The organism is Jannaschia halovivens, from assembly GCF_046452375.1.
GTDB classification, from domain to species: domain Bacteria; phylum Pseudomonadota; class Alphaproteobacteria; order Rhodobacterales; family Rhodobacteraceae; genus Jannaschia; species Jannaschia halovivens.
The window spans coordinates 957759-983292 of sequence record NZ_JBKFDJ010000001.1 but is presented as its reverse complement, the minus strand read 5'-3'; the positions used below and the strand labels follow the sequence as shown (position 1 = coordinate 983292).

The following is a 25534-nucleotide window of genomic DNA, read 5'->3' as shown; positions in this document are numbered from 1 at the left end:
TTCCGGGGCCGTTCCGCTAGGGGGCGGGGCCGTTCCGTCGAGAGGGTACTCATGATCGAAGTCCACGATCTCCATCGGCATTTCGGCGGCTTTCGGGCCGTGGATGGCGCGTCGCTGTCCATCGAGCCGAATTCCATTACCGGGCTGATCGGGCCGAACGGTGCGGGGAAGACCACGCTCTTCAACGTGATCGCGGGTGTCCTGCCGCCGACCAGCGGGCGGGTCACGATGGCGGGCGAGGATATCACCGGGCTGCCGCCGCATGAGCTGTTCCACAAGGGGCTCCTGCGGACGTTCCAGATCGCCCACGAGTTCCATTCGATGACCTGCCGCGAGAACCTGATGATGGTGCCCGGCGGCCAGTCGGGCGAGACGCTCTGGAACACGTGGTTCGGCCGCCGCCGCATCGCCGACGAGGAGCGCGCGCTGGCCGCCAAGGCCGACGAGGTGCTGGAGTTCCTGACGATCGAGCATCTGGCCGATCAGCGGGCGGGCCAGGTCTCGGGCGGGCAGAAGAAGCTTCTTGAGCTGGGCCGGACCATGATGGTCAGCGCCAAGATCGTGTTCCTCGACGAGGTCGGGGCCGGCGTGAACCGCACGCTTCTGAACACGATCGGCGACGCGATCCTGCGGCTCAACACCGAGCGGGGCTATACCTTCGTCGTCATCGAGCACGACATGGATTTCATCGGCAAGATCAGCGACCACGTCATCTGCATGGCCGAGGGTCACGTGCTGGCCGAAGGCTCGCTGGCCGATATCAAGGCCAACGAGCAGGTGATCGAGGCCTATCTGGGCACCGGCCTGAAGAACAAGGACCAGTTGGCGGAGGGGCCGGCATGACCGACAACCCCTACGCCGACGCCCGGGGCAACAAGGACCGCTCGATCACACGGCCACCCGGCGGCACGCTCAGCGCCGGCACCGCCGAGGGCGCGCGGCCCGAGACGACCAACGCCTTCCTCGTCGGCGACAGCATGACCGGCGGCTACGGGCAGGGGCCGGACATCCTGCACGATTGCACCATCGCGGTCGATCCGGGCGAAATCGCGGTCATCGTCGGCCCCAACGGCGCGGGCAAGTCGACCGGCATGAAGGCGGTCTTCGGAATGCTGAACCTGCGGCAGGGCAGCGTGCGGCTGGACGGCGAGGACATCACCGAACTCAGCCCGCAGGACCGCGTGGCCAAGGGCATGGGTTTCGTGCCGCAGACGTCGAACATCTTCACCTCGCTCACCGTCGAGGAGAACCTCGAGATGGGCGCGTTCATCCGGCGCGACGATTTCCGGGACACGATGGCGCAGGTCTACGACCTGTTCCCGATCCTTAAGGACAAGCGGCTTCAGCCGGCGGGCGAGCTGTCGGGTGGCCAGCGTCAGCAGGTCGCCGTGGGGCGCGCGCTGATGACGAAGCCGAAGGTCCTGATGCTGGACGAGCCGACGGCCGGCGTGTCGCCCATCGTGATGGACGAACTCTTCGACCGGATCATCGAGGTGTCGCGCACCGGCATCCCGATCCTGATGGTCGAACAGAACGCCCGGCAGGCGCTCGAGATCGCGGATCGCGGATATGTGCTGGTTCAGGGACGCAACGCGCATACCGGCACGGGCAAGGAACTTCTGGCGGATGACGAAGTCCGCCGGTCGTTCTTGGGGGGATGAGGATGAGACCTGTCGCCCTGGCCCTGGCCGCCGCATTGGCCCCCATGACGGCAGCCGCCGACGGGCTTCAACGCATCGCCTGCGCCTTCACGGTCGAGTGCCTCGACACCGACGCGTGCACCGAGACGGAATACGAGATGGCGATGACCTACATGCCCGACCCCTCGGGCAAGACCTTCGTCGAGGCGAACCCGACCATGACGCCGCCCGACCCCTTTACGGTCGAGGTCTCGGACGTGAGCGGCGATTTCCTCGCCGCACCGATCACCGATGGCGCCTTCGGTGCCCCGATGGAGGGGTTCGTCGCGTTCAACACCGAGGGCACCCAGCGGCTCCTGACGATTACCGAAGGATTGGGGCGCTATTCCGTCCACATGCGCGATGAGGGCCTCGCACTCTACTACGAAGGCCCCTGCGAGGAGATCGGCTGATGGAACCTCTCAACGCCCTCGTGACCTTCGCCAATTTCGTCCTCGTGCCCGCAACCGCCTATGGTGCGCAGCTGGCGCTGGGTGCGCTGGGCGTAACGCTGATCTACGGCATCCTGCGGTTCTCGAACTTCGCCCATGGCGACACGATGGCCTTCGGGACGACCATCGTGATCCTGACGACCTGGGGCTTCCAGGCGCTGGGGATCTCGTTCGGACCGTTGCCCACAGCGCTTCTGGCCTTGCCGGTGGGGATCGCGGCGACGGCGCTCCTGCTGCTCGGGACGGACAAGGCGGTCTACAAGTTCTACCGATCGAAGAAGGCGGTGCCGGTGACCTTCGTGATCGCCTCGCTGGGCGTGATGTTCATCATGAACGGGCTGGTGCGCTTCATCATCGGCGCCGACGACCAGCGCTTCGCGGATGGCGAGCGGTTCCTCGTGACCGCGCGCGGCTTCCGCGAGGCGACGGGCCTCGACGAGGGGCTGGCCATCCGCTCGACGCAGGCGATCACGGTCGTCGTCGCGGTGATCGTCGTGGTCGTGCTCTTCTGGTTTCTCAACAAGACCCGCACCGGCAAGTCGATGCGCGCCTATTCCGACAACGAGGACCTCGCCCTTCTCTCCGGCATCAACCCCGAGCGGGTGGTGATGTACACGTGGCTGATGGTGGCGGCACTGGCGACCATCGCGGGCACGCTCTACGGGCTCGACAAGTCGTTCAAGCCGTTCACTTACTTCCAGCTTCTGCTGCCGATCTTCGCGGCGGCCATCGTCGGGGGCCTCGGCTCGCCCATCGGGGCCATCGCGGGCGGGTTCGTCATCGCCTTCGCCGAGGTCACGATCACCTATCCCCTGAAAAAGGTGCTGGGCTACGCGCTTCCCGAAAGCCTCGAGCCCGACGGCCTCGTCCAGCTTCTCTCGACCGACTACAAGTTCGCGGTCAGCTTCGTGATACTGATCGTCGTCCTCCTGTTCCGCCCGACGGGCCTCTTCGCGGGGAAAGCGGTATGACCGGTTCGATGAACACGCGCAGGCTCCTGCTCTTCACGCTCGTGCTCCTGCTCTTCGTGGGCACGGGGTTCGTGCAGTCGTGGAACGTGGCGCTGACGATCTTCAACATGGGGCTGGTAAGCGCGATCATGGCGCTCGGGGTCAACATGCAATGGGGCTATGCGGGCCTCTTCAATGTCGGCGTCATGGGCTTCGTGGCGCTGGGCGGCCTAGGCGCCGTACTGGTGTCGATGCCGCCCAATGCCGAGGCCTTCGGCGCGGGTGGCTTCCGCGTCATCGGGGCGCTTTTGCTGGGGGCGGCGACGGTCGTCGCGGCGATCCTCGCGTGGCAGCGGATCGGACGGTATCGCGGGTTGGTCGTCGCGGCGATCCTGCTGGTGGGCTTCTTCATCTACCGCGCGGTGCTCGATCCGGGCGTGGCCGCGGTCGAGGCTGTGAACCCGGCCAACGCGGGCAATATCGGCGGCCTCGGCCTGCCGGTGATCCTGGCCTGGCCCGTGGGTGGTCTTCTCGCGGCCGGCGCCGCGTGGCTGGTGGGCAAGACGGCGCTGGGGCTGCGGTCGGACTACCTCGCCATCGCCACGCTCGGCATCGCCGAGATCATCATCGCGATCATGAAGAACGAGGACTGGATGGCCCGCGGCGTGAAGAACGTCATCGGCCTGCCGCGCCCCGTTCCCTATGAGATCGACCTCCAGAACGATCCGTCCTTCGTCGAGCGCGTCACCGATCTGGGTCTCGACCCGGTGACCGGTTCCACGATCGCCGTGAAGCTCGCCTATGCCGGTCTCTTCATCATCGTGCTGGGCATCCTGATCTGGCTCGCCCAGGCCGCGCTCGCCTCGCCCTGGGGCCGGATGATGCGGGCGATCCGCGACAACGAGACTGCGGCCGAGGCGATGGGCAAGGACGTCACCGCGCGGCACCTGCAGATCTTCATCCTCGGCTCGGCGGTTTGCGGGCTGGCGGGGGCGATGATGACCACGCTCGACGGTCAGCTCACGCCCGGTACCTATCAGCCGCTGCGCTACACGTTCCTGATCTGGGTAATGGTGATCGTCGGCGGGTCGGGCAACAACTGGGGCGCGGTCCTGGGCGGGTTCCTGATCTGGTGGCTCTGGGTCCAGGTCGAGCCGCTGGGCGCCCTCCTGATGCAGGGGATCACGGCGGGCATGGCGGACGGCACGTGGTTGAAAGGTCACCTGCTCGACGCGGTGGCGCATATGCGCCTGCTGACGATGGGGCTGATCCTGCTCCTCGTCCTCCGCTTCTCGCCGCGCGGCCTTCTGCCCGAGCGCTAGGCCCGCAGCCGCGCGAAGTCCGGGTCGTAGGGCGAGGGCGCGATGACGCGCGTGGCCACGGGCACGCCGATCACGTCCACGGTCAGCGCCGTGCCGATTTCGGCCCGGTCCGGGTCGACGAACGCATAGGCGAGGTTCAGACCCGTCCGATGGCCCCAGTCGCCCGAGGTGACGGTGCCGACGATGCCCCCGTCGGCGCGCACCGACGCGCCGGGATGGGCCGGGGCGTGGTCGCAGTCGACCGCCAGCGTCACGAGACGTTTGCGCGGCCCCTCAGCCACCCGCATCCGCAGCGCCTCGCGACCCACGAAGGGCCCCTTGTCCAACCGGACGAACCGGTCGAGCCCTGTTTCGAACGGATCGAACTCCGTCAGGATGTCCGCCTTCCAGTGCAGGAAGCCCTTCTCCAACCGCATCGAGTCGACGGCGCGCGCTCCGAAGAGCTTCAGGTCATGCGCACGCCCGGCCTCTCGCAGGGCGGCATAGGCGGCGGCGAGGTTCTCATTCGGGACGTGGATCTCGTAGGCGAGCTCGCCCGAGAAGCTGACCGCCAGCACGGTCGCCGGGGCGATGCCGATATGCGTCTCGCGCAGCGAGAGCCACGGGACTGCCGCCGCCGACCAGTCGCCGCGCGCCGCCGCAGACAGCACCGCGCGCGCCTTCGGGCCGGCCAGCACGAGGATTGTCTGCGCATTGGTCAGCGACCGGATCGCGACGTCCTCGCCGGGGCGCAGGTGGCCGCGGAGCCAATCCATGTCGTGATATTCCGCCGCCGCCGCCGAGCCATACCAGACGCGCGCCGGTCCGCGATCCGAGGCGGGTAGGTTGGCCAGCGTCGCCTCGGCCTTCAGCATCCCGTGGTCGTTGAGGAGATAGGCCAGCCCCACGCGGCCGCGACGCGTCGGAACGCGCCCGCAGACCATTCGGTCGAGGAACGGGCCCACATCCGCGCCCGTCAGCTCGAACCGGTTGAAGCCCGACACCTCCGTCAGCCCGACACCCTCGGCCACGGCCCGCACTTCGGCTGCGACCACGTCGTGGACCTCGTTGAAGGCGTAGCCCAGCGTCTCGGTGAAATCGGGATCGGGCTTGATGTAATCGACCCGCTCCCAGCCGTTGACGGTCCCGAAGGCCGCGCCCTCGGCGGCCAGCGTGGCAGTCAGGGGTGTGGTCTTCATCGGGCGCCCGGCGGGGCGATGTTCGTGGGGAAAGTGGAAGCGGAACTCGTTCCGGTAATCCTCGATCGCCTTCAGGGCGGTCAGCTCGACCGTCGCGTGGCCCGTGAAGCGGCGCGGGTCGATGACCCATGTGTCGTATTCGGCTTCGCCATGGACGATCATCTGCGCCAGCATCCGACCGTGCCCGCCGCCTTCGCCCAGGCCCGCGCGCAGGCCGATGATGCAGAAGGCATTGGGCGTGCCGGGGATCGGGCCGACCAGCGGCGCCCCGTCGATCGTGTAGGTGATGGGCCCGTTCACGACTTCGCGGATGCCCGTCTCCATCAGCGCCGGCATCCGGGCGAAGGCGCCCTCCAGCACGTCCGTCACGCGGTCCAGATCATCGGGGCAGAGCGCGTTGGTGAAGTTCGGGTCGATCCCGTCCATCCCCCACGTCCGGCAGTTCTGCTCGTAAAAGCCGATCAGCAACCCACCCTTCTCCTGCCGGGAATAGAAGTCGCTGATCGGGCAGCGCAGGAGGGGAATGCGGCGGTCGGAGGCGAGGATCTCTGGGATGTCCTCGGTCAGGAAATACTGATGCTCCATCGACGCGACCGGATGCGTCACACCCATCATCGCGCCGATCTCGTTGCAGCGGTAGCCGCCTGCGTTCACGACGATTTCGCAGCGCACGTCGCCCTTTTCCGTGTGTACTGTCCAACCGTCATCGTCGTGCTGCGTGAGCCCGGTCACGGGCGTGTGGCGGTTGACCTCGGCCCCGGCAAGCCGCGCCCGCCGGGCCAGCGCCTGGCAGAGCTGCGCGGGGTCGATATGCCCGTCCGTTCCGTCCCAAAGCCCGCCCAGCAGGTTCTCGGTCGAGATCAGGGGATGGCGCCTCGCGCACTCCTCTGCGTCCAGCACCTCGAATTCCACGCCCATCCCGGCGGCCATCGAAGCGAAATGCCGGTAGCCGTCCATCTGCGCCTGCGTGTTCGCCAGCCGGATGCCGCCATCCCCGTGATTGTAGCCGACGGGATAGTCGGGATCGTCCCGCAACTCCTTGTAGAGCGCGATGGAATGGGACTTCAGCCCGACCATCGTCTGGGTCATCCCGAAATTCGTGACCTGCGCGGCCGAGTGCCATGTCGTGCCCGAGGTCAGCTCGTCGCGCTCGATGAGCATGACGTCTGTCCAGCCCTCGCGCGTCAGGTTGTAGAGCGTGGCGCATCCCGCGATGCCGCCGCCGATGACGACGACCCGTGCCTGATCCCGCATGTCCGATCCCTCGCCCTGTGATGGGATCAGAGGGCGTCGGATCGGTCGCACGGGCAAGGACGAAGGATAGGTCCAGGACGGTCGCGGCGTAGGACCAGTTACTCGGCGGCCGTCTGTTCCGCGGCGGCGGCCTCGATCTCGGCGGCCTTCTTCTCGACCTGCTCGACGATGTGATCGACCATCGCCTCGTTCGAGAGTTTGTGGCTCTGCTTGCCGGCCAGGTAGACCATGCCCGCACCGTTGCCGCCGCCGGTGAAGCCCACATCGGTCATCAGCGCCTCGCCGGGGCCGTTGACGACGCAGCCGATGATGCTCAGCGACATGGGCGTCTTGATGTGCTCCAGCCGTTTCTCCAGCGTCTCGACGGTCTTGATGACGTCGAAGCCCTGCCGCGCGCAGCTGGGGCAGGAGATGACGTTGACGCCGCGGTGGCGCAGGCCCAGCGACTTCAGGATCTCATAGCCGACCTTCACCTCCTCGACCGGATCGGCCGAGAGCGAGACGCGGATCGTGTCGCCGATCCCCATCCACAGGAGGTTGCCCAGCCCGATCGCCGACTTGATCGTCCCGGAGGTCAATCCACCGGCCTCGGTGATGCCGAGATGGATCGGCGCGTCGGTCTGTTCGGCCAGACCCTGGTAGGCGGCGGCGGCCATGAAGACGTCGCTGGCTTTGCAGCTGATCTTGTACTCGCGGAAGTCGTTGTCCTCGAGGATGCGGATATGGTCGAGCCCGCTCTCGATCATCGCGTCGGGGCAGGGCTCGCCATACTTGTCGAGGAGATGCTTCTCGAGCGAGCCCGCATTGACCCCGATTCGGATCGAGCAGCCGTGATCCTTGGCCGCCTTGATGACTTCCGCCACCCGCTCGGGCGAGCCGATATTGCCCGGATTGATGCGAAGGCAGGCCGCGCCCGCCTCGGCGGCCTCGATCCCGCGCCGGTAGTGGAAATGGATGTCCGCCACGATCGGCACAGGGCTTTCGGCCACGATCTCACGCAGGGCCTTGGACGACGCCTCGTCGGGGACGGACACGCGGACGATATCGGCCCCCGCATCCGCCGCGGCCTGGACCTGCGCGACCGTCGCCGCCACGTCGGTCGTCAGCGTGTTGGTCATGGTCTGGACGGTGATCGGGGCGTCGCCGCCCACGGGCACGTTGCCCACCATGATCTGCCGCGAGGGGCGGCGGTCGATCTGGCGCCAAGGGCGGATGGAGTGCAGCGACATGGGGCGGGCCTCGTCCGGTGGTGCTTGGACGACAGCTAGGACCGGTCGGGCGGGGGCGCAACCGCCCCGCGCGTCATTCGGTTGGGGCAGGCTCGGATCCGGGCAGGACGGGCGCGGCTTCCAACTCGGCCACGACGCGGGCGAGATCGCCATCCTGCTCCATGTCGGCCAGCGCGTAGTCCTGCGAGACGAGGGCCGCGGAAACCTCGCGCGTCACGACCTGCGGGCCGGGGGCGAGGGGCCCGTAGGTCTGGCCCGCGACCGACAGGTAGACGGCGCCGGAATTGCCCGTGCGCAACGAGGCGGGCGCCTCGCCTGCGGGGATCTCGTAGGTCTCGCCGGGGGCGAGCACCTTCTCGAAGAGCGTGTCGCCCTCGGCCGAGCGGACCCGGACCCAAGCCTCGCGCGCGGCCACGAGGACCACGGCGTCGGGCGCATCGGCCAGCACGCGCGGGGTGGCGGGAAGATCGTCGCCCAGCGCTTCCTCGAGGACGGCATCCACGGCCGAGGCGATCTGCGTGCCGTCGGCCAGCGCGGCGTCCGGTCCGGCCAGACCCGCAGGCTCGGCCGAGGCCAGCGCGCCGACGGTGCCGGGCGTGATGGTGGAAATGGGCGCGTCGCGGGCCGTCAGGATCGGCGCGTCGAGTGCCTGCGGGCGATAGAGGCGGGCCAGCGCGTCCTGCGCGGGTGCCTCGATCCCGGCGCCGTCGGGCGCGGCCAATTGCGGGGCGGACGGGACCAGCGGGTCAAGTTCCGCCACCAGTTCGGGCGCCTGCTCGACCGGTGCGACCTGCACGCGCTGGATCTCCTGCACGACGGTCCAGCCGCCATAGCCGATGCCGCCGATCAGGAGCGCGAGCACCGCGAGGCTGCCCAGCGCGCCCGGCTCGAAGCCCGCGAAGACAGGCGTGGCCTTGTTGGCGAAGGGATTGCCCGCGCCCATCAGCGGATCGACGGGGCGCTGCGGCTTGCGCTTGGCCTTGATGGCAAAGCCGGGGCCGGGCGCCGCGAGGTCGGGCCCGAGCGCTGTGCGCCGCGAGACCTCGGATTCCATCGGCTTGAGGGTGGTCGCGCCGCCGAAGCCCGACTCCTCGCAGAAGCGCGCGAAGACGATCTCCGGGTCCATCTCGAGGTAGCGGGCGTAGGAGCGGACATATCCGGCCACGAAGGACAGACTGTCGAAGGCCGACAGGTCCGTGTTCTCGATGGCGGCAATATAGCTGGCCTTGATCCGAAGCTCGCGCTGCACGTCCATCAGGGATTTGCCGAGCGTGGCGCGTTCGCCGCGCATCTCGTCCCCGAGCTTGAGATCGAAGCTGTCGTAACCCCGCGCGGGGTTCTCGACACGTGAAAGGAATTTCGATTTCCGGCCGAACATGGGCCTGCCCCGCGATCTGTGGACGCGCCTCTGCGTGCGCGTTTCCGTCCCGAATTATGAGGCATCGACTCCCGACCGACGCCCTACTGCCGCCACTAGCGTAGCAGCATCCGGGCCGCAATGCACGGGTCTTGTCAGGCGGAGGCTTGCGCGCGATTCAGCGCACAATGGGACCACAGGTCGTCCATCCCGCGCACCAGCGCCTCGATCATGGGCATGGTGTGAACCGGCGAGGGGGTGAACCGCAGCCGCTCGGTGCCGCGCGGCACGGTCGGGAAATTGATCGGCTGGACGTAGATCCCGTGGTCCGACAGCAGCCGATCCGAGAGCATCTTGCACTTCACGGGGTCGCCGACATGGACGGGCACGATATGGCTGCCATGGTCGATAATCGGCAGGCCGAGGCCACGCAGCCGCAGCTTGAGGACGCCGGCCCGCTCCTGATGCAGGTCGCGCCGGGCCTGGTCGCGCTTGAGATGCGAGACCGAGGCCGCGGCCGCGGCGGCCACCGCGGGCGGCAGCGAGGTCGTGAAGATGAAGCCGGGCGCGTAGGAGCGGACGGCGTCGCACATCCGCGCGCTGGCCGCGATATAGCCGCCCATCACGCCGTAGGCCTTGGCCATCGTGCCGTTGATGATGTCGATGCGGTGCATCAGCCGGTCGCGTTCGGCCACGCCCGCGCCGCGGGGGCCGTACATGCCGACCGCGTGGACCTCGTCGATATAGGTCAGCGCGCCGAATTCCTCGGCCAGGTCGCACAGCGCCTCGATCGGGCCGAAATCGCCGTCCATCGAGTAGATCGACTCGAAGGCGATCAGCTTCGGGGCGTCGCGGTCATCCGCTTCCAGCAGTTCGCGCAGGTGGTCGACATCGTTGTGCCGGAAGACCCGCTTGGCCCCGCCGTTGCGGCGCACGCCCTCGATCATGGAGGCGTGGTTGAGCGCGTCGGAATAGATGATGAGACCGGGGAAGAGCTTCGGCAGCGTGCTCAGCGTCGCGTCGTTGGCGATATAGGCCGAGGTGAAGAGGAGCGCCGCCTCCTTGCCGTGCAGGTCGGCCAGCTCGGCCTCGAGTGCCTTGTGATAGACCGTGGTGCCCGAGATGTTGCGCGTCCCGCCCGACCCGGCGCCGGTGGCGTCGATCGCCTCGTGCATCGCCTCCAGGACGACGGGGTGCTGGCCCATCCCGAGGTAGTCGTTGCCGCACCAGACGGTGATGTCCTGCTCGGACCCGTCCGGACGCGTCCAGACGGCGCGCGGAAACTGGCCGCGCCGACGCTCGATATCGATGAAGGTCCTGTAACGTCCCTCGTCATGCAGCGCCCGAAGCGCCCGGTCCAGACCGGCCCCGTAATCAACCATAACACACACATCCCCATGCCGTCCGGCCAGTCTAGCGCGGCTTAACCCCTGAATCCAGTGTGGAACGCGAAACGGTTCGTTCTGTCGCAGGATCGGGCCGAGTGACGCTGCGTCATCATAGGCGGGCCGATCTCAATTCCCCGGCGAGAGCCATACGACGACACGACCCCCGGCTTGCACCGGGGGTCGTGATCGGGTCGCGCGGGGGCGGGGGGAGAGACCTGTCGGGGGCGCGGCCCGGTCCGGGGGTCACTCGTTCTCGAGACTTTCGGCCTGGATGCGGGCGAAGATCTCGGCGCCGTAGGCCGGGGTGCCGGAAACGCCGGCCTGGCCGTAGAGCCCGCGGAGCGCGTTCACGTTGTCGGCCTGGGCGTTGAAGATCGCGTAGGCGCGGTCGCTGGAGGCCGAGCGGGTCGAGACGAAGGTGTTCGAGACGCCGCCGCGGAGCGCGGTGCGGTTGTCCTGGGTGTCGTGCGACTGGTTAAAATGGGCGATGGCGATGGCGGCGGCGGTGCCGGCGCCGACCTGCGCGGTGGCGGGGGCGGCGAAGGCGGCGGCGGCGACGAGGGCGGAGGCGATGAGGGTTTTCATGTGTTCTGTCCTTGGTGTGGGCCCGTGGTTGTGTTCGGCCCGGTTGCGATGCGGCGGGGCGGTGCATGCCCTGCTGATGGGATGAAGATGCGCGTCCGAGGCCGCTGCCGCAATGCACGGACGCGTGAGATCGGCGCGAAATAAGTGCATCCATGCACAGCATCTGCACCCCTGCCGCACCGGCCTCACGCGCCCGCGACGGGCGCTAACGCAGGCGTGACGACATGCGGAGAAATCGACATAAACCCGGCCGACCGCGCCTGCGACCCGCCCGCCCCGTCTTTGCTCTGGAAATATGCCGGGGGGTCCGGGGGGCCGGCCCCCCGGCCTCCGGGTGAGTGCGGAGCCTTGGGCGTCGTGCCGCCACTCAGCTATCCGGCGCCACCAGTCCCAGACCCCGAAGGTAGATCCCGATCCCGGCCTCGAGCAGGTCCTCGGGCGGGAAGGGTGCGTTGCCGCCCGGATTGCCGCGCGCGAAGAGTTCGACCACGCCGTGCGACATCGCCCAGACATGGGACGAGAACATCGTGGCGGGTGGACGGCGGTCGGCGGGGATGTGTTCGGACAGCGCCTCGGCCGCTTTTTCCAGCACCCCGCGCGACCGGGTGACCGCGCGCGCCAGTTCGGGCGTGGCGTTGCGGCTGAGCCCGCTTTCGAACATCGCCATGTAGTGCCCCGGATAACGGCGGGCGAAGGCCAGGTAGGCCCGGCCCGTCGCCTCGAAGGCCGAGAGAGCCGAGGGCTGGCCCGTCTCGTAGGCGTATTCCATGAGGTCACCGAAGATCGCGTGGCCCTGCAAGGCGCATTCGATGATCAGCTCCTCGCGGCCCTCGAAATGCCGGTACACGGCCGCCGGGGTGACGCCCGCCGATTTCGCGGCCTCGGAAAGGGTGAAGCCCGTCGGACCCTTCTCCTCGATCAGCGTCAACGCCGCGTCGACCAGGGCCTGGCGCAGGTTCCCGTGGTGGTAGCCGCGTTTAGGCACCGTGCAGCCAAAGCTCCGGGCCGCCCGCGATACCGCCGTCGATCTTGAGCGCCGCGTCGTCGCGCCCCTCGTAGGGGATGCGCGTCAGGATCGAGCGGATCGCGTTCAACCGCGCCCGCCGCTTGTCGTCGGAGCGCACGATCGTCCAGGGCGCGGTCGTCGTGTGAGTCCGGTCGAAGGTCTCGGAGATCGCCTGCGTATAGGCGTCCCAGCGCGACAGGCCCTTCACGTCGATCATGCTCAGCTTCCACTGCTTGAGGGGATCGTCTTCGCGGGCGAGGAAGCGGCGCAGTTGTTCGGCCTGTCCGACGTTCAGCCAGAGCTTCACCAGCATGATGCCGTCCTCGACCAGCATCTCCTCGAAGCGGGGGGCCTGGGCGAAGAAGCGTTCGCGTTGTTCGGGCGTGCAGAAACCGAAGACATGCTCGACCACGCCGCGGTTGTACCAGGAGCGGTCGAAGAGGACCATTTCGCCCTTCGTCGGCAGATGCTCGATATAGCGCTGGAAATACCACTCGCCCATCTCCCGCTCGCTGGGCTTCGACAGCGCGACGGTGCGCACGACGCGCGGGTTCAAGTTCTCCCGGACGCGCTTGATGGTGCCGCCCTTGCCGGCGGCGTCGCGGCCCTCGAAGACGACGACCACGCGTGCCCCGGTGTCGCGGATCCAGGATTGGCAGCGCACCAGCTCGATCTGGAGCGCGGCCATCGCCTCGTCGTAGTCGTCGCGGGACATGCGTTTGTCATAGGGATAGCCGTCGACGAGGATATCCTTCTTCTTGGCATCCTCGATCAGCGCGCGCACTTCGTCCGGGGCTTTGTCCTCGTAGAACCTGGTGATGGCGGCGTCGAAGGGTTTGGGCATGGCGCGTCCTCTCTGGCCCACTGCATCTAGGCGATGCCGGGCCTGCCGTCCAATGCGGGACGCTCAGGCGGCGCGCGCTCGGGCGCGGTCGATGGCGGCGATCACTTCGGACTCGGCGCTGTGATGCGGCGCGTGGCCGATCCCGTCGAGCATCACGAGATTGGTCTGCGGCACGAGCGCGACGAAGGGATGGGCGTGGATCTTCGCGGGCACGGTCTCGTCGGCGGTGCCGTGGACCCATTCGATCGGCAGGTCGAGCGCGGGGTAGCGGCGCTGCATCTCGGCCACCTGCGGCTTGAGCTTGTTGAGTTGCCGGAAATTGGCGCGGAGCGACCGGCGGCGGAGCGTCAGTTGCCCGCCGATATGCGCGGCATAGCCGGGCGGCGCGGATTGGGGCCGGAAGGTCCGCTCGATCACGTGGTCGACATGGGTCTCGGGGATACCGGCGGTCAGCGCGGGCACCAGGGCCGCCCCGCCGGGCGCGGACCCGAGGGACGGGTAGAGCGGGCCCAGACCGCCGGGCCATTCCATCGCAACGGCCGCGACCAGCACAAGCGCGCGCGGCCCGCCCTGCAACGCCCATGCGAGCGCGATGGCCCCGCCGAAGGACTGCCCGAGCACCAGCGGATCGGGTGCCCCCAGCCGCGTGGCGGTGGCCTTGAGGAGCGCGGCCTGTTCGGCCGGGCTCTCGGCGCGGGTCGAGAAGGCGTCGTCATAGGCGGGGTCCGTGCGCCCGGTATAGCCCATGCCGGGCCGGTCGATGGCGATGCAGCGATATCGGTCGGCCAACGCACCCATCATCGAGAAGGTGAAGTCCCGGCTGTTGCCGCTGGCGCCGTGGATCATCACGAGGTCAGGGCCGGTGCCGCGGACGACCGCATGGACCGGCACGCCGTCGATATCATGGATCTCGCCCTCGGGGGGGAAGCGGGCCTCGAACGCGCGCTCCCGCGCCCGTGCCCGCGCGGCCACCGCGGTCAGCCCGAGGGCGGTGACACCGGCGGTGGCAAAGGGGGGCAGGTACATCGGCTTGGTCCGTGGCGGGTGGTCGCCCTTGAAGTTAGGCGTAAAACGGGACGCTTCAACAAGACCCGACCCGGCGTCACACCCGTTCCGGCGCCTCGCCCAAGGTCTGGCGATGGGTGCCGATCAGCGCGTCGTCGAAGGGCGTCGTCTGATAGATCTCGTTGATCCAGTTGCCGTAGAGCAGGTGCGCGTGGCTGCGCCAGCGGTTCTGCGGCGGCCTGGTGGGATCGTCGCCCGGATAGTAATGGCCGGGCACGTTGATCGGCGTCCCGGCGGCGATGTCGCGATCGTATTCGCGCTTCAGCGTGTCGCTGTCATATTCGAAATGGTTGAAGATATGGATCGCCCGATGCGCCCGGTCTTCGATCAGGCAGGGGCCGGTCTCGGGGCTGTCGAGGAGGACATCCATCCCCGCCGCCTCGATCGCGTCGCGCCGCATCTCGGTCCAGCGCGAGACGGGGATGACGCATTCGTCCGAAAACCCGCGCAGATAGGGCGAGGCGGGCGCCTCGTTCGTCACCCGGAAGCAGCCGAACGCCTTCCGGTCCAGCATGTGCTTCTCGACCCCGTGGAAATGCCACGCCATCGCCATCCCACCCCAGCAGACGCCGAAGCTCGAATGCACATGGGTCTGGGTCCAGTCCATGATGCGGCGCAGCTCGTCCCAGTAGGTCACCTCCTCGAAAGGCAGATGCTCGATGGGCGAGCCGGTGATGAGAAAGCCGTCGAAGCGCTGCTCCCGAACCTCCTCCCACGTGTGGTAGAACGCCTCCATATGCTCGGGCGCGGTGTGGCGCGAGCGATGCTCGGACATGCGGATCAGCGTCAGCTCGATCTGGAGCGGAGTCGCTCCGATCAGCCGGGCGAACTGCGTCTCGGTCGCGATCTTCATCGGCATCAGGTTGAGAAGGCCGATGCGCAGTGGGCGAATGTCCTGCCGGAAGGCGGCCTCCTGGCCCATGACCATGACGCCCTCGTCCGACAGGACGCGGTAGGCGGGCAGGTCGCGGGGCAGGGTGATGGGCATCGGCGGGTCTCCGGGGCTGGACGGACGGAGTTAAGCGTCCGTCTCGCGATTGCCAATGGCGCGGGCCACGAGGTCGATCACGTCGCCGGGATCGCGCACCGTCTCGACATCCGCCGAGGACACCTTGACCCCCCAGCGCGCCATCTTGGCGTAGCGCGGCTCGCGTGCGTGGATCGCGGCGGCGTAGGTGTCGCGCATAAAGGCGTCGGGATCGACGTCGTCGCCCCCGATGCGGTCCCAGTGCTCGGTCAGGAACTCGGGGCGGTAGCACATCGGCTTCGGGTCGCGCGTAAACCGGTCGATCAGCGTGTCGGCATGGTCGGGCCGCCCCTCGATCCAGACCGGCAGGGTATGGGCGGCCAGCGTCTCCATCACCGGGTCGGCGGGGTCGTCGGGATCGACCACCTCGACGATGGACCCGCCGGTGTCGCAGACGAAGTTGCCGTAGCCATAGAGCGCGCGCGCCCGTTCGATGAAGGCGGGCGTGTCCAACAGGGCATTCACCTCGGCCCGCTCGTGAAGCTGCTGGCGGCGGGCGTATTCGGCGATGGGCAGGCCGCCTTTCGACGGATCGCCGGGCTTGCCCAGATAGGTCGAAAGCGGCGTGAGGTTCTCGAAGGTGATGTTCGAGCCGATATAGATGCTGTCGGATCGCAGGAGCCGCGCGAGATAGGGCACAGTCATCGCATGGCGCTTGAGCTCGTCGGCGATGTATTCGCCCATATAGGCGGTGCCGATGCGATAATCGATCGAGTAGTGGAACCAGTCGCCGCCCGCGCGCAGGATCTGCGACAGGTGCGTTTTGCCGAGGCCCGACATCCCGAAGAACGTCACCCGCCGGTCGGTCGCGTCGGTCCAGTCCTGTGGCGTCTCGTAGATCATGCCGAGGGGTTAGACGTCCGTCGCCGTCGCCGCAACAGCCGCCCGTCGAGGATCACGAGCCCCAGCGCCAGCAGCGCGAAGCCCAGATAGACCGACGGGGCCAGCACTTCGTCCCGGACGAGCGCGCCCAGCACGATCGCCACGGGCGCCACGAGGAGGGTCACGAGCATCGTGTTGCCGCTGCCTGCGGCGGCGAGAATGCGGAAATAGAGGAGATAGGCGAGCGCGGTGGCGACGACCGCATAGTAGAAGATGGCGAGCCAAGTCGCGCCCTGCGTCGGGATCACGAGCCCGTCGATCCAGAGCGCGGCCGGGACCATCACCAGCGTCGAGCCCGTCAGCATCCCCGCCGCCTGCACCTGCGGTGCGAGGCCCTTCAGGCGCAGCCGCGCCCAGACCCCGGCCAGCGCGTAGCAGACTGTTCCGCCGACGACCGCGAGCTGAGCCAGCGACCGGATGTCGAACGCCGCGAGGTTGTGGAGGCCGATCGCCGTGGCGACCCCGAGGAACCCGGTGCAGACACCCAGGGCACGCCGCGCCGTCAGACGCTCGTCGGCGAGGAAGATCGCCGCGGCCAGGACGCCGAAGATCGCCGTGCCCGCATTCAGGATCGAGGTCAGGCCCGTCTCGATATGGAGTTGGCCCCAAGCCATCAGCAGGAAGGGCAGCACGTTGTTCAGCAGGCCCATGATCAGGAGCGACGCCCAGATCCGCGGATCGCGGGGCAGGGACAGCCGCCGCACCAGCACCCAGATCCAGAGCACCAGCGCCGCCAGGCCGACGCGGAACGCGACGCTGGTCACGAAGGGGATTTCGTCGAGCGCGGTGCGGATGGCGAGGAAGCTGCCGCCCCAGATCAGGCCGAGCAGCGCCATCTCGGCCCAGATGCGCGAGGAGGGGGCGGCGGAATTCATGCGCCCCGCTTAGCGACCGCCCGGGCCCGGCGCGACCCGGAAGATGCGATTGGCCGAAACGCAAAGCGCCCCGCCGGTGAGGGCGGGGCGCTTGCAGGTCGGATCGCGGACGCGATCAGAACTTGTAAGCGATCTTCATGCCGACGGCGACGGCGTCGTTGTCCTGGAAGGGCACGTTCGCCGCGCTGGCGGTCGCGTCGCCGATATCGATGTAGCGGATGCCGCCCGAGATCTCGACATTGTCCATCGTGTAGCTGCCGCCGAGGGCGACGCTGCGGAAGCCGCTGGTCGGGCCGAGCGTGGTGCCGGTGCCGTCGCCGCCTTCGTAGCCGACCGAGATGGACGCCGCGAAGTTTTCGGTGAGCTGGCGTCCGACGCCGATGTTGTAGGTGATCGTGTCCTCGTCGAAGTTGACGTAGGTGCCGGTGGCGGTGGTCAGGTTGACGCCTTCCCAGCCGACCCAGCGGATCGAGCCGAAGACGAGCGTCTTGGGGGCAACACCGGTCTGGAAGTCGAGGTTCACGCTTTCCGGCAGATCGACCGAGAAGGCGGTCGGCGCGTTGAGGCCGACGGCGCCGGAGGTCTCGGTACCGGTGAAGTCGTTGGTGATCGACGAGCTGTAGGTCAGCGCGACGCGGAGCGCGATGTCGGGACGCTCGTAGGCGCCGCCGATGACGTATCCCGCGGCCCAGTCGCTTTCGGCGTTGAGCTGGCCGATGCTGGCCAGCGCGCCCTCGAGCTTCTGGATACGCAGGCCGCCATGGGCGCTGAAGCCGTTGCCGAACTGGTAGCGGCCCAGCACGGTGAGAGCATGCGAGTCGATCGTGGCGAAACCACCGGCGAACGGCCCGTCGACATAGCCGATATCCGCGCCGTAGGGCTGGTCATAGGTGATGGCGTAGCTCAGCGCGTCGGTGAGCTGCTCCTTGTAGCCCATGCCAACCTGCAGATAGCTGCGGGTCGCGTCCGAGGTGTTGCCGCCCACGAAGGTCGACGTGACGTCGGGCGAGATGGCGCCGAAGGACAGCTCGGCATGCGTGCCTTCTTCGAAGATGATGCCGATCGGCTGGCCCGAACGGTCGATGCCACCGGCCTGGGCGGCGGCGGTGGCGGCGATGGTCGCGGCGGCGGCGAGTGCGAAGCGGTTCATGGTGTGTCTGTTCCCTCTGGTGGGGCAACGGTGCGGAGGTGAGATCCGGCTCGCCGTGCCCTGCGCCCTGGCCCCCCTCCTCCGGGGGTTACGGCATGTGATGGGGACGGATGCGCAAAAGAGTCCGGTTCGGTCAAATCGGACCCTACGTCACAACTTCTTTACATAGGGTCACCCTGCAAATCGTTGCGAAGTGGCAACAATTTCGCATCCGCCTGCGCCGATCCGCCCGTCGCGTTCAGGCCCGTTCGGCCAACCGGAGATTCGCCCAGGCCGCCCCGAAGACGACCGCGCCGCCGAAGAGGACCAGCGGATCGAGCGGTTCGGCATAGAACAGCGCGCCGATCACCGCGATCAGCGGCAGGCGCGCGAAGTCGATCGGCATGATCGTCGCCGCGGGGGCGAGTCGGAGCGCGTTGGTCAGGCAGAAATGCGCGGTCAGCCCGGCGAACCCGATCAGAACGACGAAGGGCAGGGCGGCGGCGTCGGGCCGCGCGATAACGCCGTCGTAGCCTGCCGCGACCAGGCCGAAGATCAATTGCAGCACCGTCAGCCAGAAGAGGATGCCGGTGACCGTCTCGGTCCGCGTGAGGCGGCGCGTCAGCAGGTTCGTCACCGCGAAGGCGATGGCCGCGAGCCCCGCCCAGATAAGGCCGGGCGAGATGCTGCCCGAGAAGGGCTGCGCGACCAGAAGCACGCCGCCGAAGCCGATTGCGGCGACGGCGTATTGCGCCGCGCGCACCCGCTCGCCCAAGAGGAGCGGCGCCAGCAGCAGCACCCAGAGCGGCGAAGTGAATTCCAGCGCGAAAACCTGCGCGAGGGGGGCCAGCGTGATGGCGAGGAACCAGAGGTTCTGGCCGGTGAAATGCGCGATGTTGCGGACCGTCTGGAGCGGCAGGTTGCGCGTCGTCACCGTCCGCAGCGACCCGGTCGCGGTGCCGATCGCCAGCACGACGATCACGCCCACGACCGAGCGGTAGAGCATGATCTCGAACGTATCGAGCGTGACCGACACTTCGCGCCCCGCGACGGCCATCGTCGTGAAGGACGCGATCCCGCCCAGCATCCAGAGGCAGGCGCGGACCGTGTCGGACAGGCCGCGCGGCGGCGCGGACGCGGTCATCTCAGCCTTCTGGGGCCTGATAGACGCCCTGATCCTTGAGCGCGTCGATCACTTCCTTGGGCATGTAGGTCTCGTCGTGGCGGGCGAGGATCTCGGTCGCGCGGAAGGTGGTGCCGTCAAAGGTGCCGGTGCCGACCATGCCCTCGCCCTCGCCGAAGAGGTCGGGCAGCACGCCGGTGAACGACACTGGCACCGACGCGCCGCCATCGGTGACGCTGAACGTGACCTCGGTGCCCGCGCCGCGCACCAGCGTGCCGTCCTCGACCAGCCCGCCGATGCGGAACACCTCCGACGGCGGGGGCGGGGCCTCGGCGACCTGGCTGGGCGAGCGGAAGAAGTTGATCCCGTCGCGAAAGCCGTAGCCGATCAGGGCCGCCGATCCCGCGAGGGCCACCGCGGCGAGGACGAGAACCTGGATCCGGCGGGTTTTCTTGAGCGAGCGCATCAGGCGGCCTCGAAGGTCAGGGGGCGGCGGAGGAATTGCGTGGCACGGTCCGACACGCGCGCGGGGTCGCCGGTGGTCAGCATCCGCGCCGATCCGCCCGTCGCCATGGCCGGGCGGCGCGAGAGGTAGTCCGACAGGCTGTCGGCGACGATATCGGCCTGGCTGAAGACCGTGACGTCGGCCCCGAGCGCGGCTTGGAACGCCTCCTGCACCAGCGGGTAATGCGTGCAGCCGAGGATCGCGGCCTGCGGCTTCGGCATCTTGCGCTTGAGGGCGTCGACATGGGATCGCACCAGCGCCTCGGCCAGGATCATGTCACCATCCTCGATCGCGTCCACGAGGCCGCCGCAGGCCTGCGCCTCGACATCCACACCGACCGCGCGGAAACTCAGCTCACGCTGGAAGGCGCGGCTGGCGACGGTGGCGGGCGTCGCGAAGAGCGCGACCTGGTTCACCGCGACCTCGCGCGGCGGCGAGTTGTCGCCCCAGCCGCGTTCGGTCAATGCCTCGATCAAGGGGACGAACACGCCGAGCACGCGCTTGCCTTCGGGGACGCCCGCCTCCTGCATCCGGCGGAGTGCCGCGGCCGAGGCGGTGTTGCAGGCGAGGACGACGAGGTCGTTCTCCTCCCACATGCGGGTCACGGCGGCCTGCGTCAGGTCGTGGACGTCATCGGCCGTACGCACGCCGTAGGGCGCGTTGGCGTTGTCGCCGTAGTAGCTGACCGCGAGGTCGGGCAGGCGGCGCGTTACCGCGTCCCAGACCGTCAGGCCGCCGAGGCCCGAATCGAAGATGCCGACGCTCATCGCGCGCTCCGCTCATTGCTTGGGCCGGGATGTAACAACTCGGATCGTCGAGGGCCATGGGGCGGGTGCGCACCCATGGGCCAAATGCCGCTCCGCGAGCCCCCCGAACGCAAAGAAGCGCCCCGTGGGGCGCTTCCGAAACCGTTCACCGATCGGGTGCGATCAGGTGTTGGCCTTGATGAAGGTCACGGCGTCGCCGAAGGTCTGGATCGACTCGGCGGCATCGTCTGGGATCTCGATCCCGAACTCTTCCTCGAAGGCCATGACCAGCTCGACCGTGTCGAGAGAGTCGGCGCCGAGGTCGTCGATGAACGACGCATTCTCGGTGACCTTGTCCTCTTCGACGCCAAGATGCTCGACGACTTTCTTGCGGACGCGCTCTTCGACGTTGTCGCTCATGTCTCTACCTCGTCTTCGTTCCCCCGGGCGGGGGCAATCTCGCATGTGTGTGCCCCATGCCGGGCCATCCGGATCTGGGGCCGGATACCGGACGGCACAAGGCCCCCGGACGTTCGTGCGCCGCCTATATCATGGGGGCGGGCGATGGCAAATCCTTTGTCGGATGACGTATGCGGCGCTCCGCCGGGCCGATTCAGCGAATGGAATCAGGCATGGCGGCGCGGCCTGCGCGTCGATCAGAGCATCGCCATCCCGCCGTTCACATGCAGCACGGTGCCGGTGACGTAGGCTGCCTCGGGCGACGCGAGATAGAGCGTCGCGGCCGCGATTTCCTCGGGCGTGCCCATGCGGCCCGCGGGGATCTGCGCGTCGATCTTGGCCTTCTGGTCGTCGGTCAGCTTGTCGGTCATCGCGGTCGCGATGAAGCCGGGGGCGACGGCGTTCACCGTGATGCCGCGCGACGCCACCTCGTAGGCCAGCGACTTGGCCATGCCCACCATGCCCGCCTTCGACGCGGCATAGTTCGCCTGCCCCGGATTGCCCGTCGTTCCGACAATCGACGAGATGTTCACGATGCGGCCCCAGCGGGCCTTCATCATGCCGCGCATCACACCCTTCGACAGCCGGAAGGCCGAAGTCAGGTTGACGTTCAGCACGTCCGACCACTCCTCCTCGGACATCCTCATGAAGAGGTTGTCGCGGGTGATCCCGGCGTTGTTCACGAGGATGTCGACCGAACCCATCGCCTCGGTCGCCTGCTTCGGCAGGGCGTTGACCGTATCGCCGTCCGAAAGGTTGCAGGGCAGGACATGCGCCCGCTCGCCTAGCTCGGCGGCCAGCGTGTTCAGCGGATCCTTGCGCGTGCCCGAAAGACCGACCGTGGCCCCCGCGGCATGGAGCGTGCGCGCAATCTCGGCGCCGATGCCGCCGGATGCGCCTGTGACGAGGGCGGATTTTCCAGTCAGGTTAAACATATGCGGGTCGTCCTTAAAGCGATTGCGTGGCGTCGGCCACATCGGCGGGCAGGCCGATATTGCGGGTCGCGAGGCTCTTGTCGATGCGCCGGATCATGCCCGACAGGGCCTTGCCCGCCCCGATCTCCCAGATCTCGGTGACGCCCTCTTGGGCCATTCGCATCACGCTCTCGCGCCAGCGGACGGCGCCGGTGACCTGGTCGACGAGCAGCGCGCGGATATGGGTGCCGGTGCGGACCGGTGCGGCGGTGACGTTGGCGACCAGCGGAACGACCGGGTCGGCGATCTCCACGTCGTCCAGCGCCTCGGCCATGGCCGAAGCGGCCGGCCCCATCAACGCGCAGTGGAACGGGGCGGACACGGGCAGCAGCAGCGCGCGTTTGGCGCCGTGGGATTTGGCGAGGTCCAGCGCGCGCTCGACGGCATCGCGGTGCCCGGAGATGACGACCTGGCTGGGGTCGTTGTCGTTGGCGGCCTCGCAGACGCGACCCTGCGCGGCCTCGCGGGCGACAGCACGCGCCTCGTCGAGCCCGAGGCCCAGCAGCGCCGCCATCGCGCCTTCGCCGACGGGCACCGCCGATTGCATCGCGTCGCCGCGCACGCGCAACAGCCGGGCGGCGTCGCCGAGATCCAGCGCGCCGGCCGCCACCAGCGCGGAATACTCGCCCAGCGAGTGCCCGGCCACGAAAGCGGCGTGCTCGGCGACCGATACGCCCTCGGATTCCAGCGCGCGGAGGGCCGCGATCGAGGTCGCCATCAGCGCGGGCTGGGCGTTCCGGGTCAGGGTCAGCGTCTCGATATCGCCCGACCGGATCAGGCCCGACAGATCCTCGCCCAGCGCGGTGTCGACGGTGTCGAAGACGGCGCGCGCGGCGGGATAGGCCTCGGCCAGTTCGGCCCCCATGCCGATGGTCTGGGCACCCTGGCCGGGAAAGACGAAGGCTCGGGTCATGGTGATCTCCCTTGGGTTGCGGGCCGGTCTAGCCGCCGCGCGCCCCTGCATCAAGCGGCGCACGGAGGCTGTGCGCCCCGCAGCGTGGTCACCCGCGCCGATCCGGCTAAGGTCCGGACGACACCACGAGAGGCCCGCGCCCATGACCACCGCCCGCCACACTGCCCCCGGCAACACCGTCCAGACCTATGGCTGGGTCGCGCGGACCTTCCACTGGACGGTCGCGGTGCTGATCGTCACTGCCGTCATCCTTGGGCGCGAGGCGCACCATGCGCCCTTCGCCACGGATGCCGAGCTGGCGCGGAAGGCGTGGCTCTTCTCGTTTCACAAGACGGTAGGCGTCACGGTGTTCTTCGTGGCGCTGGCACGCATCGCATGGGCCCTGTCGCAGCCGCGCCCGCGCCCGCTCCATGGCGGGTGGGAGGCGACGCTGGCCTCCGTCGTACACTGGCTGCTCTACGGGTCGCTGGTGATCGTGCCGCTGTTGGGCTGGACCGAACACGCGGCGACGACGGGCTTCGCGCCGATCTGGTGGCCCTTCGGTCAAGGCCTGCCCTTCGTGCCGCAGGACCCCGAACTGGCGAAGACGCTGGCCACGCTACACACGACATTCGTCAAGGTGCTGATCGGGTCGGTGGTGCTGCATGTGCTGGGCGCGATCAAGCATGCCGTCATCGACCGCGACGCGACGTTGGGCCGGATGGTCCGCGGCACCGATCCGGGGCCGCTGCCTGCCGCGCGCCCCCATATCCTGCCCGCATTGGCCGCCGTCGGCGTCTGGGCTGCGACGCTGGTCGTGGGGCTGACGCTCGTTCCGGCGGAGCCGCCCGCCGGGCCGCAGGTCGCCGCCACCACGACCGCTGCGTCGAACTGGACGGTTGGGGACGGCACGCTGTCGATCACGGTCACACAGCTCGGCGCGCCCGTGACGGGCAGCTTCGCGGACTGGTCGGCGGCGATCGATTTCGACCCCGAGCCGCGCGCCGACGGGACGCTGGGCGCAGTCGAGGTCGCGGTCTCAACGGGGTCGCTGACACTGGGGTCGGTCACGGCGCAGGCGACGGGGGCCGAGTTCCTCGACGCGGGCGGCTTTCCGACGGCCGGCTACGACGCGGTCATCCGGGCCGAGGGCGACGGCTATGTCGCCGACGGCACCTTGGCGCTGCGCGGGGCCGAGGTGCCGCTGGTGCTGCCCTTCACACTGGAGATCGAGGGCGACCGCGCGGCGATGACGGGGGCCGCCACGCTGGACCGCCGCGATTTCGGCATGGGGACCGCCTATCCCGACGAGACCAATGTCGGCTTCGGCGTCACGATCGACGTGGATCTGACGGCACTCCGGGCCGACTAAGGCGGGGTCCACCGTTCGCACCCCGCCCACCCGCAACCCTTCCTTAACCTTCGCCGCCCAGCGCCTGCGGCCTTAACATTTGGGCAACCGCCCGGCCCGACGCCTGTCCCCGCACAACGGGCTAGGGGGCCGACATGCAGACAGTCAGACAGATCGCCGAGGCGATCGTCGCGCGGGAGGGCGGGTTCGTGGACGATCCCGACGATCCCGGCGGGGCGACCAAGCACGGGGTCACGATCCACACGATGCGGCGGCTGGGGCTGGACCTCGACCGCGACGGGGACGTCGATGTGGGCGATGTGCGCGCGCTGTCGCGGTCGCGGGCGGTGGACATCTTCGTGGATCACTACTTCCACCGGGTGCGCGTCGACGCGCTGCCCGAGGCGCTGCACGCGTCGGTCTTCGACATGTACGTCAATTCGGGCGCCAACGCGGTGCGCATCCTGCAACGGCTGCTGGGCCGCATGGGCCACCCGGTGGCGGTCGACGGGCGGATCGGGCCGCAGACGGCGGGGGCCGCGCGCGCGGTTGCGGGCAGAGCGCCCGCGCATTTGGCCGATGCCTACGGGATCGCGCGGCGGAACTACTACTACGCCTTGGCCGACCGGCGCCCGACCTCGCGCAAATACGCGCGACGGCGGGATGGCGGGAAGGGCGGCTGGATCCGCCGCGCCGAGGAGTTCATCTCGGCGCGCCATCATCTGACGGACGCGCAGCATCGCGAGAGGACGAAGACATGGGCCTGACGAGCAGCATCAAGGGGGTCGCCGAGATCGGACGCGTGGCGCAAGGACTGACCGAGGTCTTCGTGCCCAACCGCACGGCGGCGCAAGCGCTGGACCATGAGGCGCAGCGCGCCGCGCTCGACCAGCTTGAGGCCGAGTTCGGACGGTCGGGGCGGGGCGGGTTCGATCACGCCGTCGACGGGCTGAACCGCCTGCCGCGCCCGCTTCTGGCGCTGGGGACGCTGGGCCTCTTCGTCTACGCGATGTCGGCGCCGGTGGGGTTTGCGGCGCGGATGCAGGGGCTGTCCTACGTGCCCGACCCGCTCTGGTGGCTGCTCGGGGCGATTGTGTCGTTCTATTTCGGCGCGCGCGAGATGCATTACCTCCGCCGCACCTCGGCGCGCCCACGACCCGCGGCGGTGCATTCCGCGTGGGAGGCGGGACCGGCGCCCGAGACCGAGGTGGATGCCGACAACCCCGCGCTGGCGGAGTGGCGCTCGGGACGGAGCTGAGCCC

26 protein-coding genes are annotated in these 25534 nt (G+C 68.6%); 8 read left to right on the top strand and 18 right to left on the bottom strand.

Annotation, left to right across the window (positions count from 1 at the left end; all coding sequences use genetic code 11):
* Positions 1-51: 51 nt before the first annotated feature.
* From ACK8OR_RS04910 to ACK8OR_RS04890, 5 genes are read left to right on the top strand one after another with little or no spacing between them, the layout of a single operon-like run.
* Positions 52-843, top strand: a complete 792-nt coding sequence (locus tag ACK8OR_RS04910) for an ABC transporter ATP-binding protein (RefSeq protein ID WP_410188321.1) — start codon at positions 52-54, stop codon at positions 841-843.
* Positions 840-1661 (top strand): ABC transporter ATP-binding protein, encoded by an 822-nt coding sequence (locus ACK8OR_RS04905; protein WP_298433268.1) that lies wholly within the window; start codon positions 840-842, stop codon positions 1659-1661. Before ACK8OR_RS04910 ends, ACK8OR_RS04905 begins: the two co-directional genes overlap by 4 nt.
* Before the next feature lie 2 nt (positions 1662-1663).
* Positions 1664-2092 carry a hypothetical protein gene (locus ACK8OR_RS04900; RefSeq protein ID WP_410188320.1) on the top strand — a complete coding sequence of 143 codons (429 nt, stop codon included), beginning with the start codon at positions 1664-1666 and terminating at the stop codon, positions 2090-2092.
* Positions 2092-3102: a branched-chain amino acid ABC transporter permease gene (locus ACK8OR_RS04895; protein WP_410188319.1), complete on the top strand. Its 1011-nt coding sequence runs from the start codon at positions 2092-2094 to the stop codon at positions 3100-3102. The genes ACK8OR_RS04900 and ACK8OR_RS04895 overlap by 1 nt, the downstream gene beginning before the upstream one ends.
* The gene (locus ACK8OR_RS04890) at positions 3099-4403 is read left to right on the top strand and encodes a branched-chain amino acid ABC transporter permease (protein ID WP_410188318.1); all 1305 of its coding nucleotides are present in this window, start codon (positions 3099-3101) and stop codon (positions 4401-4403) included. The genes ACK8OR_RS04895 and ACK8OR_RS04890 overlap by 4 nt, the downstream gene beginning before the upstream one ends.
* On the opposite strand, the gene ACK8OR_RS04885 is transcribed toward ACK8OR_RS04890, so the two are convergent.
* From ACK8OR_RS04885 to fabD, 18 genes are all read right to left on the bottom strand, one after another.
* A complete protein-coding gene (locus tag ACK8OR_RS04885) occupies positions 4400-6835 on the bottom strand; it encodes a GcvT family protein (protein ID WP_410188317.1) in 2436 nt (811 codons plus the stop codon). The two genes, ACK8OR_RS04890 and ACK8OR_RS04885, sit on opposite strands and share 4 nt — an antisense overlap.
* 98 nt (positions 6836-6933) lie before the next feature.
* Positions 6934-8064 (bottom strand): flavodoxin-dependent (E)-4-hydroxy-3-methylbut-2-enyl-diphosphate synthase, encoded by a 1131-nt coding sequence (gene ispG / locus ACK8OR_RS04880; protein WP_410188316.1) that lies wholly within the window; start codon positions 8062-8064, stop codon positions 6934-6936.
* Positions 8065-8137: 73 nt separating this feature from the next.
* Positions 8138-9442, bottom strand: a complete 1305-nt coding sequence (locus tag ACK8OR_RS04875; protein ID WP_410188315.1) for a helix-turn-helix domain-containing protein — start codon at positions 9440-9442, stop codon at positions 8138-8140.
* 134 nt (positions 9443-9576) lie between these two features.
* The gene (gene hemA, locus ACK8OR_RS04870) at positions 9577-10803 is read right to left on the bottom strand and encodes a 5-aminolevulinate synthase (protein WP_410188314.1); all 1227 of its coding nucleotides are present in this window, start codon (positions 10801-10803) and stop codon (positions 9577-9579) included.
* 249 nt (positions 10804-11052) lie between these two features.
* Positions 11053-11394: a hypothetical protein gene (locus ACK8OR_RS04865; RefSeq protein ID WP_410188313.1), complete on the bottom strand. Its 342-nt coding sequence runs from the start codon at positions 11392-11394 to the stop codon at positions 11053-11055.
* Between the two features lie 367 nt (positions 11395-11761).
* A complete protein-coding gene (locus ACK8OR_RS04860; RefSeq protein ID WP_410188312.1) occupies positions 11762-12379 on the bottom strand; it encodes a TetR/AcrR family transcriptional regulator in 618 nt (205 codons plus the stop codon).
* Entirely contained in the window at positions 12372-13244 is an 873-nt protein-coding gene (gene ppk2, locus ACK8OR_RS04855; protein WP_410188311.1) for a polyphosphate kinase 2, read from the bottom strand. The genes ACK8OR_RS04860 and ppk2 overlap by 8 nt, the downstream gene beginning before the upstream one ends.
* Positions 13245-13307: 63 nt before the next feature.
* Positions 13308-14270 (bottom strand): alpha/beta fold hydrolase, encoded by a 963-nt coding sequence (locus ACK8OR_RS04850; RefSeq protein ID WP_410188310.1) that lies wholly within the window; start codon positions 14268-14270, stop codon positions 13308-13310.
* Between the two features lie 76 nt (positions 14271-14346).
* Positions 14347-15297 (bottom strand): homoserine O-succinyltransferase, encoded by a 951-nt coding sequence (locus ACK8OR_RS04845; RefSeq protein WP_410188309.1) that lies wholly within the window; start codon positions 15295-15297, stop codon positions 14347-14349.
* A gap of 30 nt (positions 15298-15327) precedes the next feature.
* Positions 15328-16179 (bottom strand): ATPase, encoded by an 852-nt coding sequence (locus ACK8OR_RS04840; protein WP_410188308.1) that lies wholly within the window; start codon positions 16177-16179, stop codon positions 15328-15330.
* Positions 16176-17093 carry a DMT family transporter gene (locus ACK8OR_RS04835; protein WP_410188307.1) on the bottom strand — a complete coding sequence of 306 codons (918 nt, stop codon included), beginning with the start codon at positions 17091-17093 and terminating at the stop codon, positions 16176-16178. Before ACK8OR_RS04835 ends, ACK8OR_RS04840 begins: the two co-directional genes overlap by 4 nt.
* 115 nt (positions 17094-17208) lie before the next feature.
* Complete coding sequence (locus tag ACK8OR_RS04830; protein WP_410188306.1) at positions 17209-18243, bottom strand: outer membrane protein transport protein; 1035 nt, start codon at positions 18241-18243, stop codon at positions 17209-17211.
* 238 nt (positions 18244-18481) lie between these two features.
* Complete coding sequence (locus tag ACK8OR_RS04825; protein WP_410188305.1) at positions 18482-19366, bottom strand: DMT family transporter; 885 nt, start codon at positions 19364-19366, stop codon at positions 18482-18484.
* Between the two features lies 1 nt (position 19367).
* Positions 19368-19811, bottom strand: coding sequence for a cytochrome c maturation protein CcmE (gene ccmE, locus ACK8OR_RS04820; protein WP_410188304.1), 444 nt, complete (start codon positions 19809-19811; stop codon positions 19368-19370).
* Positions 19811-20617: a glutamate racemase gene (locus ACK8OR_RS04815; RefSeq protein WP_410188303.1), complete on the bottom strand. Its 807-nt coding sequence runs from the start codon at positions 20615-20617 to the stop codon at positions 19811-19813. The genes ccmE and ACK8OR_RS04815 overlap by 1 nt, the downstream gene beginning before the upstream one ends.
* A 162-nt stretch (positions 20618-20779) precedes the next feature.
* A complete protein-coding gene (locus tag ACK8OR_RS04810) occupies positions 20780-21016 on the bottom strand; it encodes an acyl carrier protein (protein ID WP_298433214.1) in 237 nt (78 codons plus the stop codon).
* A gap of 236 nt (positions 21017-21252) precedes the next feature.
* Positions 21253-21990 (bottom strand): 3-oxoacyl-[acyl-carrier-protein] reductase, encoded by a 738-nt coding sequence (gene fabG, locus ACK8OR_RS04805; RefSeq protein ID WP_410188302.1) that lies wholly within the window; start codon positions 21988-21990, stop codon positions 21253-21255.
* A gap of 13 nt (positions 21991-22003) precedes the next feature.
* Positions 22004-22942, bottom strand: a complete 939-nt coding sequence (gene fabD / locus ACK8OR_RS04800; protein WP_410188301.1) for an ACP S-malonyltransferase — start codon at positions 22940-22942, stop codon at positions 22004-22006.
* A 142-nt stretch (positions 22943-23084) separates the two neighbouring features.
* Here fabD and ACK8OR_RS04795 point away from each other — a divergent pair, with 142 nt between their 5' ends.
* The 3 genes from ACK8OR_RS04795 to ACK8OR_RS04785 all read left to right on the top strand — a co-directional run bounded on the left by ACK8OR_RS04795 (position 23085) and on the right by ACK8OR_RS04785 (position 25530).
* The gene (locus ACK8OR_RS04795; protein WP_410188300.1) at positions 23085-24293 is read left to right on the top strand and encodes a cytochrome b/b6 domain-containing protein; all 1209 of its coding nucleotides are present in this window, start codon (positions 23085-23087) and stop codon (positions 24291-24293) included.
* 134 nt (positions 24294-24427) lie between these two features.
* A complete protein-coding gene (locus ACK8OR_RS04790; RefSeq protein ID WP_410188299.1) occupies positions 24428-25039 on the top strand; it encodes a holin-associated N-acetylmuramidase in 612 nt (203 codons plus the stop codon).
* On the top strand, positions 25030-25530 hold the full coding sequence (locus tag ACK8OR_RS04785; RefSeq protein ID WP_410188298.1) for a holin family protein: 501 nt from the start codon (positions 25030-25032) through the stop codon (positions 25528-25530). The genes ACK8OR_RS04790 and ACK8OR_RS04785 overlap by 10 nt, the downstream gene beginning before the upstream one ends.
* Positions 25531-25534: the final 4 nt, after the last annotated feature.

Coding starts and splice junctions, on each gene's coding strand:
- ACK8OR_RS04905 (WP_298433268.1), top strand. CDS start 840: ATGACCGACAACCCCTACGCCGACGCCCGGGGCAACAAGGACCGCTCG.
- ACK8OR_RS04875 (WP_410188315.1), bottom strand. CDS start 9,442: ATGTTCGGCCGGAAATCGAAATTCCTTTCACGTGTCGAGAACCCCGCG.
- ACK8OR_RS04810 (WP_298433214.1), bottom strand. CDS start 21,016: ATGAGCGACAACGTCGAAGAGCGCGTCCGCAAGAAAGTCGTCGAGCAT.
- ACK8OR_RS04840 (WP_410188308.1), bottom strand. CDS start 16,179: ATGATCTACGAGACGCCACAGGACTGGACCGACGCGACCGACCGGCGG.
- ACK8OR_RS04830 (WP_410188306.1), bottom strand. CDS start 18,243: ATGAACCGCTTCGCACTCGCCGCCGCCGCGACCATCGCCGCCACCGCC.
- ACK8OR_RS04785 (WP_410188298.1), top strand. CDS start 25,030: ATGGGCCTGACGAGCAGCATCAAGGGGGTCGCCGAGATCGGACGCGTG.
- ACK8OR_RS04890 (WP_410188318.1), top strand. CDS start 3,099: ATGACCGGTTCGATGAACACGCGCAGGCTCCTGCTCTTCACGCTCGTG.
- ACK8OR_RS04835 (WP_410188307.1), bottom strand. CDS start 17,093: ATGAATTCCGCCGCCCCCTCCTCGCGCATCTGGGCCGAGATGGCGCTG.
- ACK8OR_RS04850 (WP_410188310.1), bottom strand. CDS start 14,270: ATGTACCTGCCCCCCTTTGCCACCGCCGGTGTCACCGCCCTCGGGCTG.
- hemA (WP_410188314.1), bottom strand. CDS start 10,803: ATGGTTGATTACGGGGCCGGTCTGGACCGGGCGCTTCGGGCGCTGCAT.
- ACK8OR_RS04865 (WP_410188313.1), bottom strand. CDS start 11,394: ATGAAAACCCTCATCGCCTCCGCCCTCGTCGCCGCCGCCGCCTTCGCC.
- ispG (WP_410188316.1), bottom strand. CDS start 8,064: ATGTCGCTGCACTCCATCCGCCCTTGGCGCCAGATCGACCGCCGCCCC.
- ccmE (WP_410188304.1), bottom strand. CDS start 19,811: ATGCGCTCGCTCAAGAAAACCCGCCGGATCCAGGTTCTCGTCCTCGCC.
- ACK8OR_RS04790 (WP_410188299.1), top strand. CDS start 24,428: ATGCAGACAGTCAGACAGATCGCCGAGGCGATCGTCGCGCGGGAGGGC.
- ACK8OR_RS04885 (WP_410188317.1), bottom strand. CDS start 6,835: ATGCGGGATCAGGCACGGGTCGTCGTCATCGGCGGCGGCATCGCGGGA.
- ACK8OR_RS04910 (WP_410188321.1), top strand. CDS start 52: ATGATCGAAGTCCACGATCTCCATCGGCATTTCGGCGGCTTTCGGGCC.
- fabG (WP_410188302.1), bottom strand. CDS start 21,990: ATGTTTAACCTGACTGGAAAATCCGCCCTCGTCACAGGCGCATCCGGC.
- ACK8OR_RS04825 (WP_410188305.1), bottom strand. CDS start 19,366: ATGACCGCGTCCGCGCCGCCGCGCGGCCTGTCCGACACGGTCCGCGCC.
- ppk2 (WP_410188311.1), bottom strand. CDS start 13,244: ATGCCCAAACCCTTCGACGCCGCCATCACCAGGTTCTACGAGGACAAA.
- ACK8OR_RS04845 (WP_410188309.1), bottom strand. CDS start 15,297: ATGCCCATCACCCTGCCCCGCGACCTGCCCGCCTACCGCGTCCTGTCG.
- ACK8OR_RS04795 (WP_410188300.1), top strand. CDS start 23,085: ATGACCACCGCCCGCCACACTGCCCCCGGCAACACCGTCCAGACCTAT.
- fabD (WP_410188301.1), bottom strand. CDS start 22,942: ATGACCCGAGCCTTCGTCTTTCCCGGCCAGGGTGCCCAGACCATCGGC.
- ACK8OR_RS04815 (WP_410188303.1), bottom strand. CDS start 20,617: ATGAGCGTCGGCATCTTCGATTCGGGCCTCGGCGGCCTGACGGTCTGG.
- ACK8OR_RS04900 (WP_410188320.1), top strand. CDS start 1,664: ATGAGACCTGTCGCCCTGGCCCTGGCCGCCGCATTGGCCCCCATGACG.
- ACK8OR_RS04895 (WP_410188319.1), top strand. CDS start 2,092: ATGGAACCTCTCAACGCCCTCGTGACCTTCGCCAATTTCGTCCTCGTG.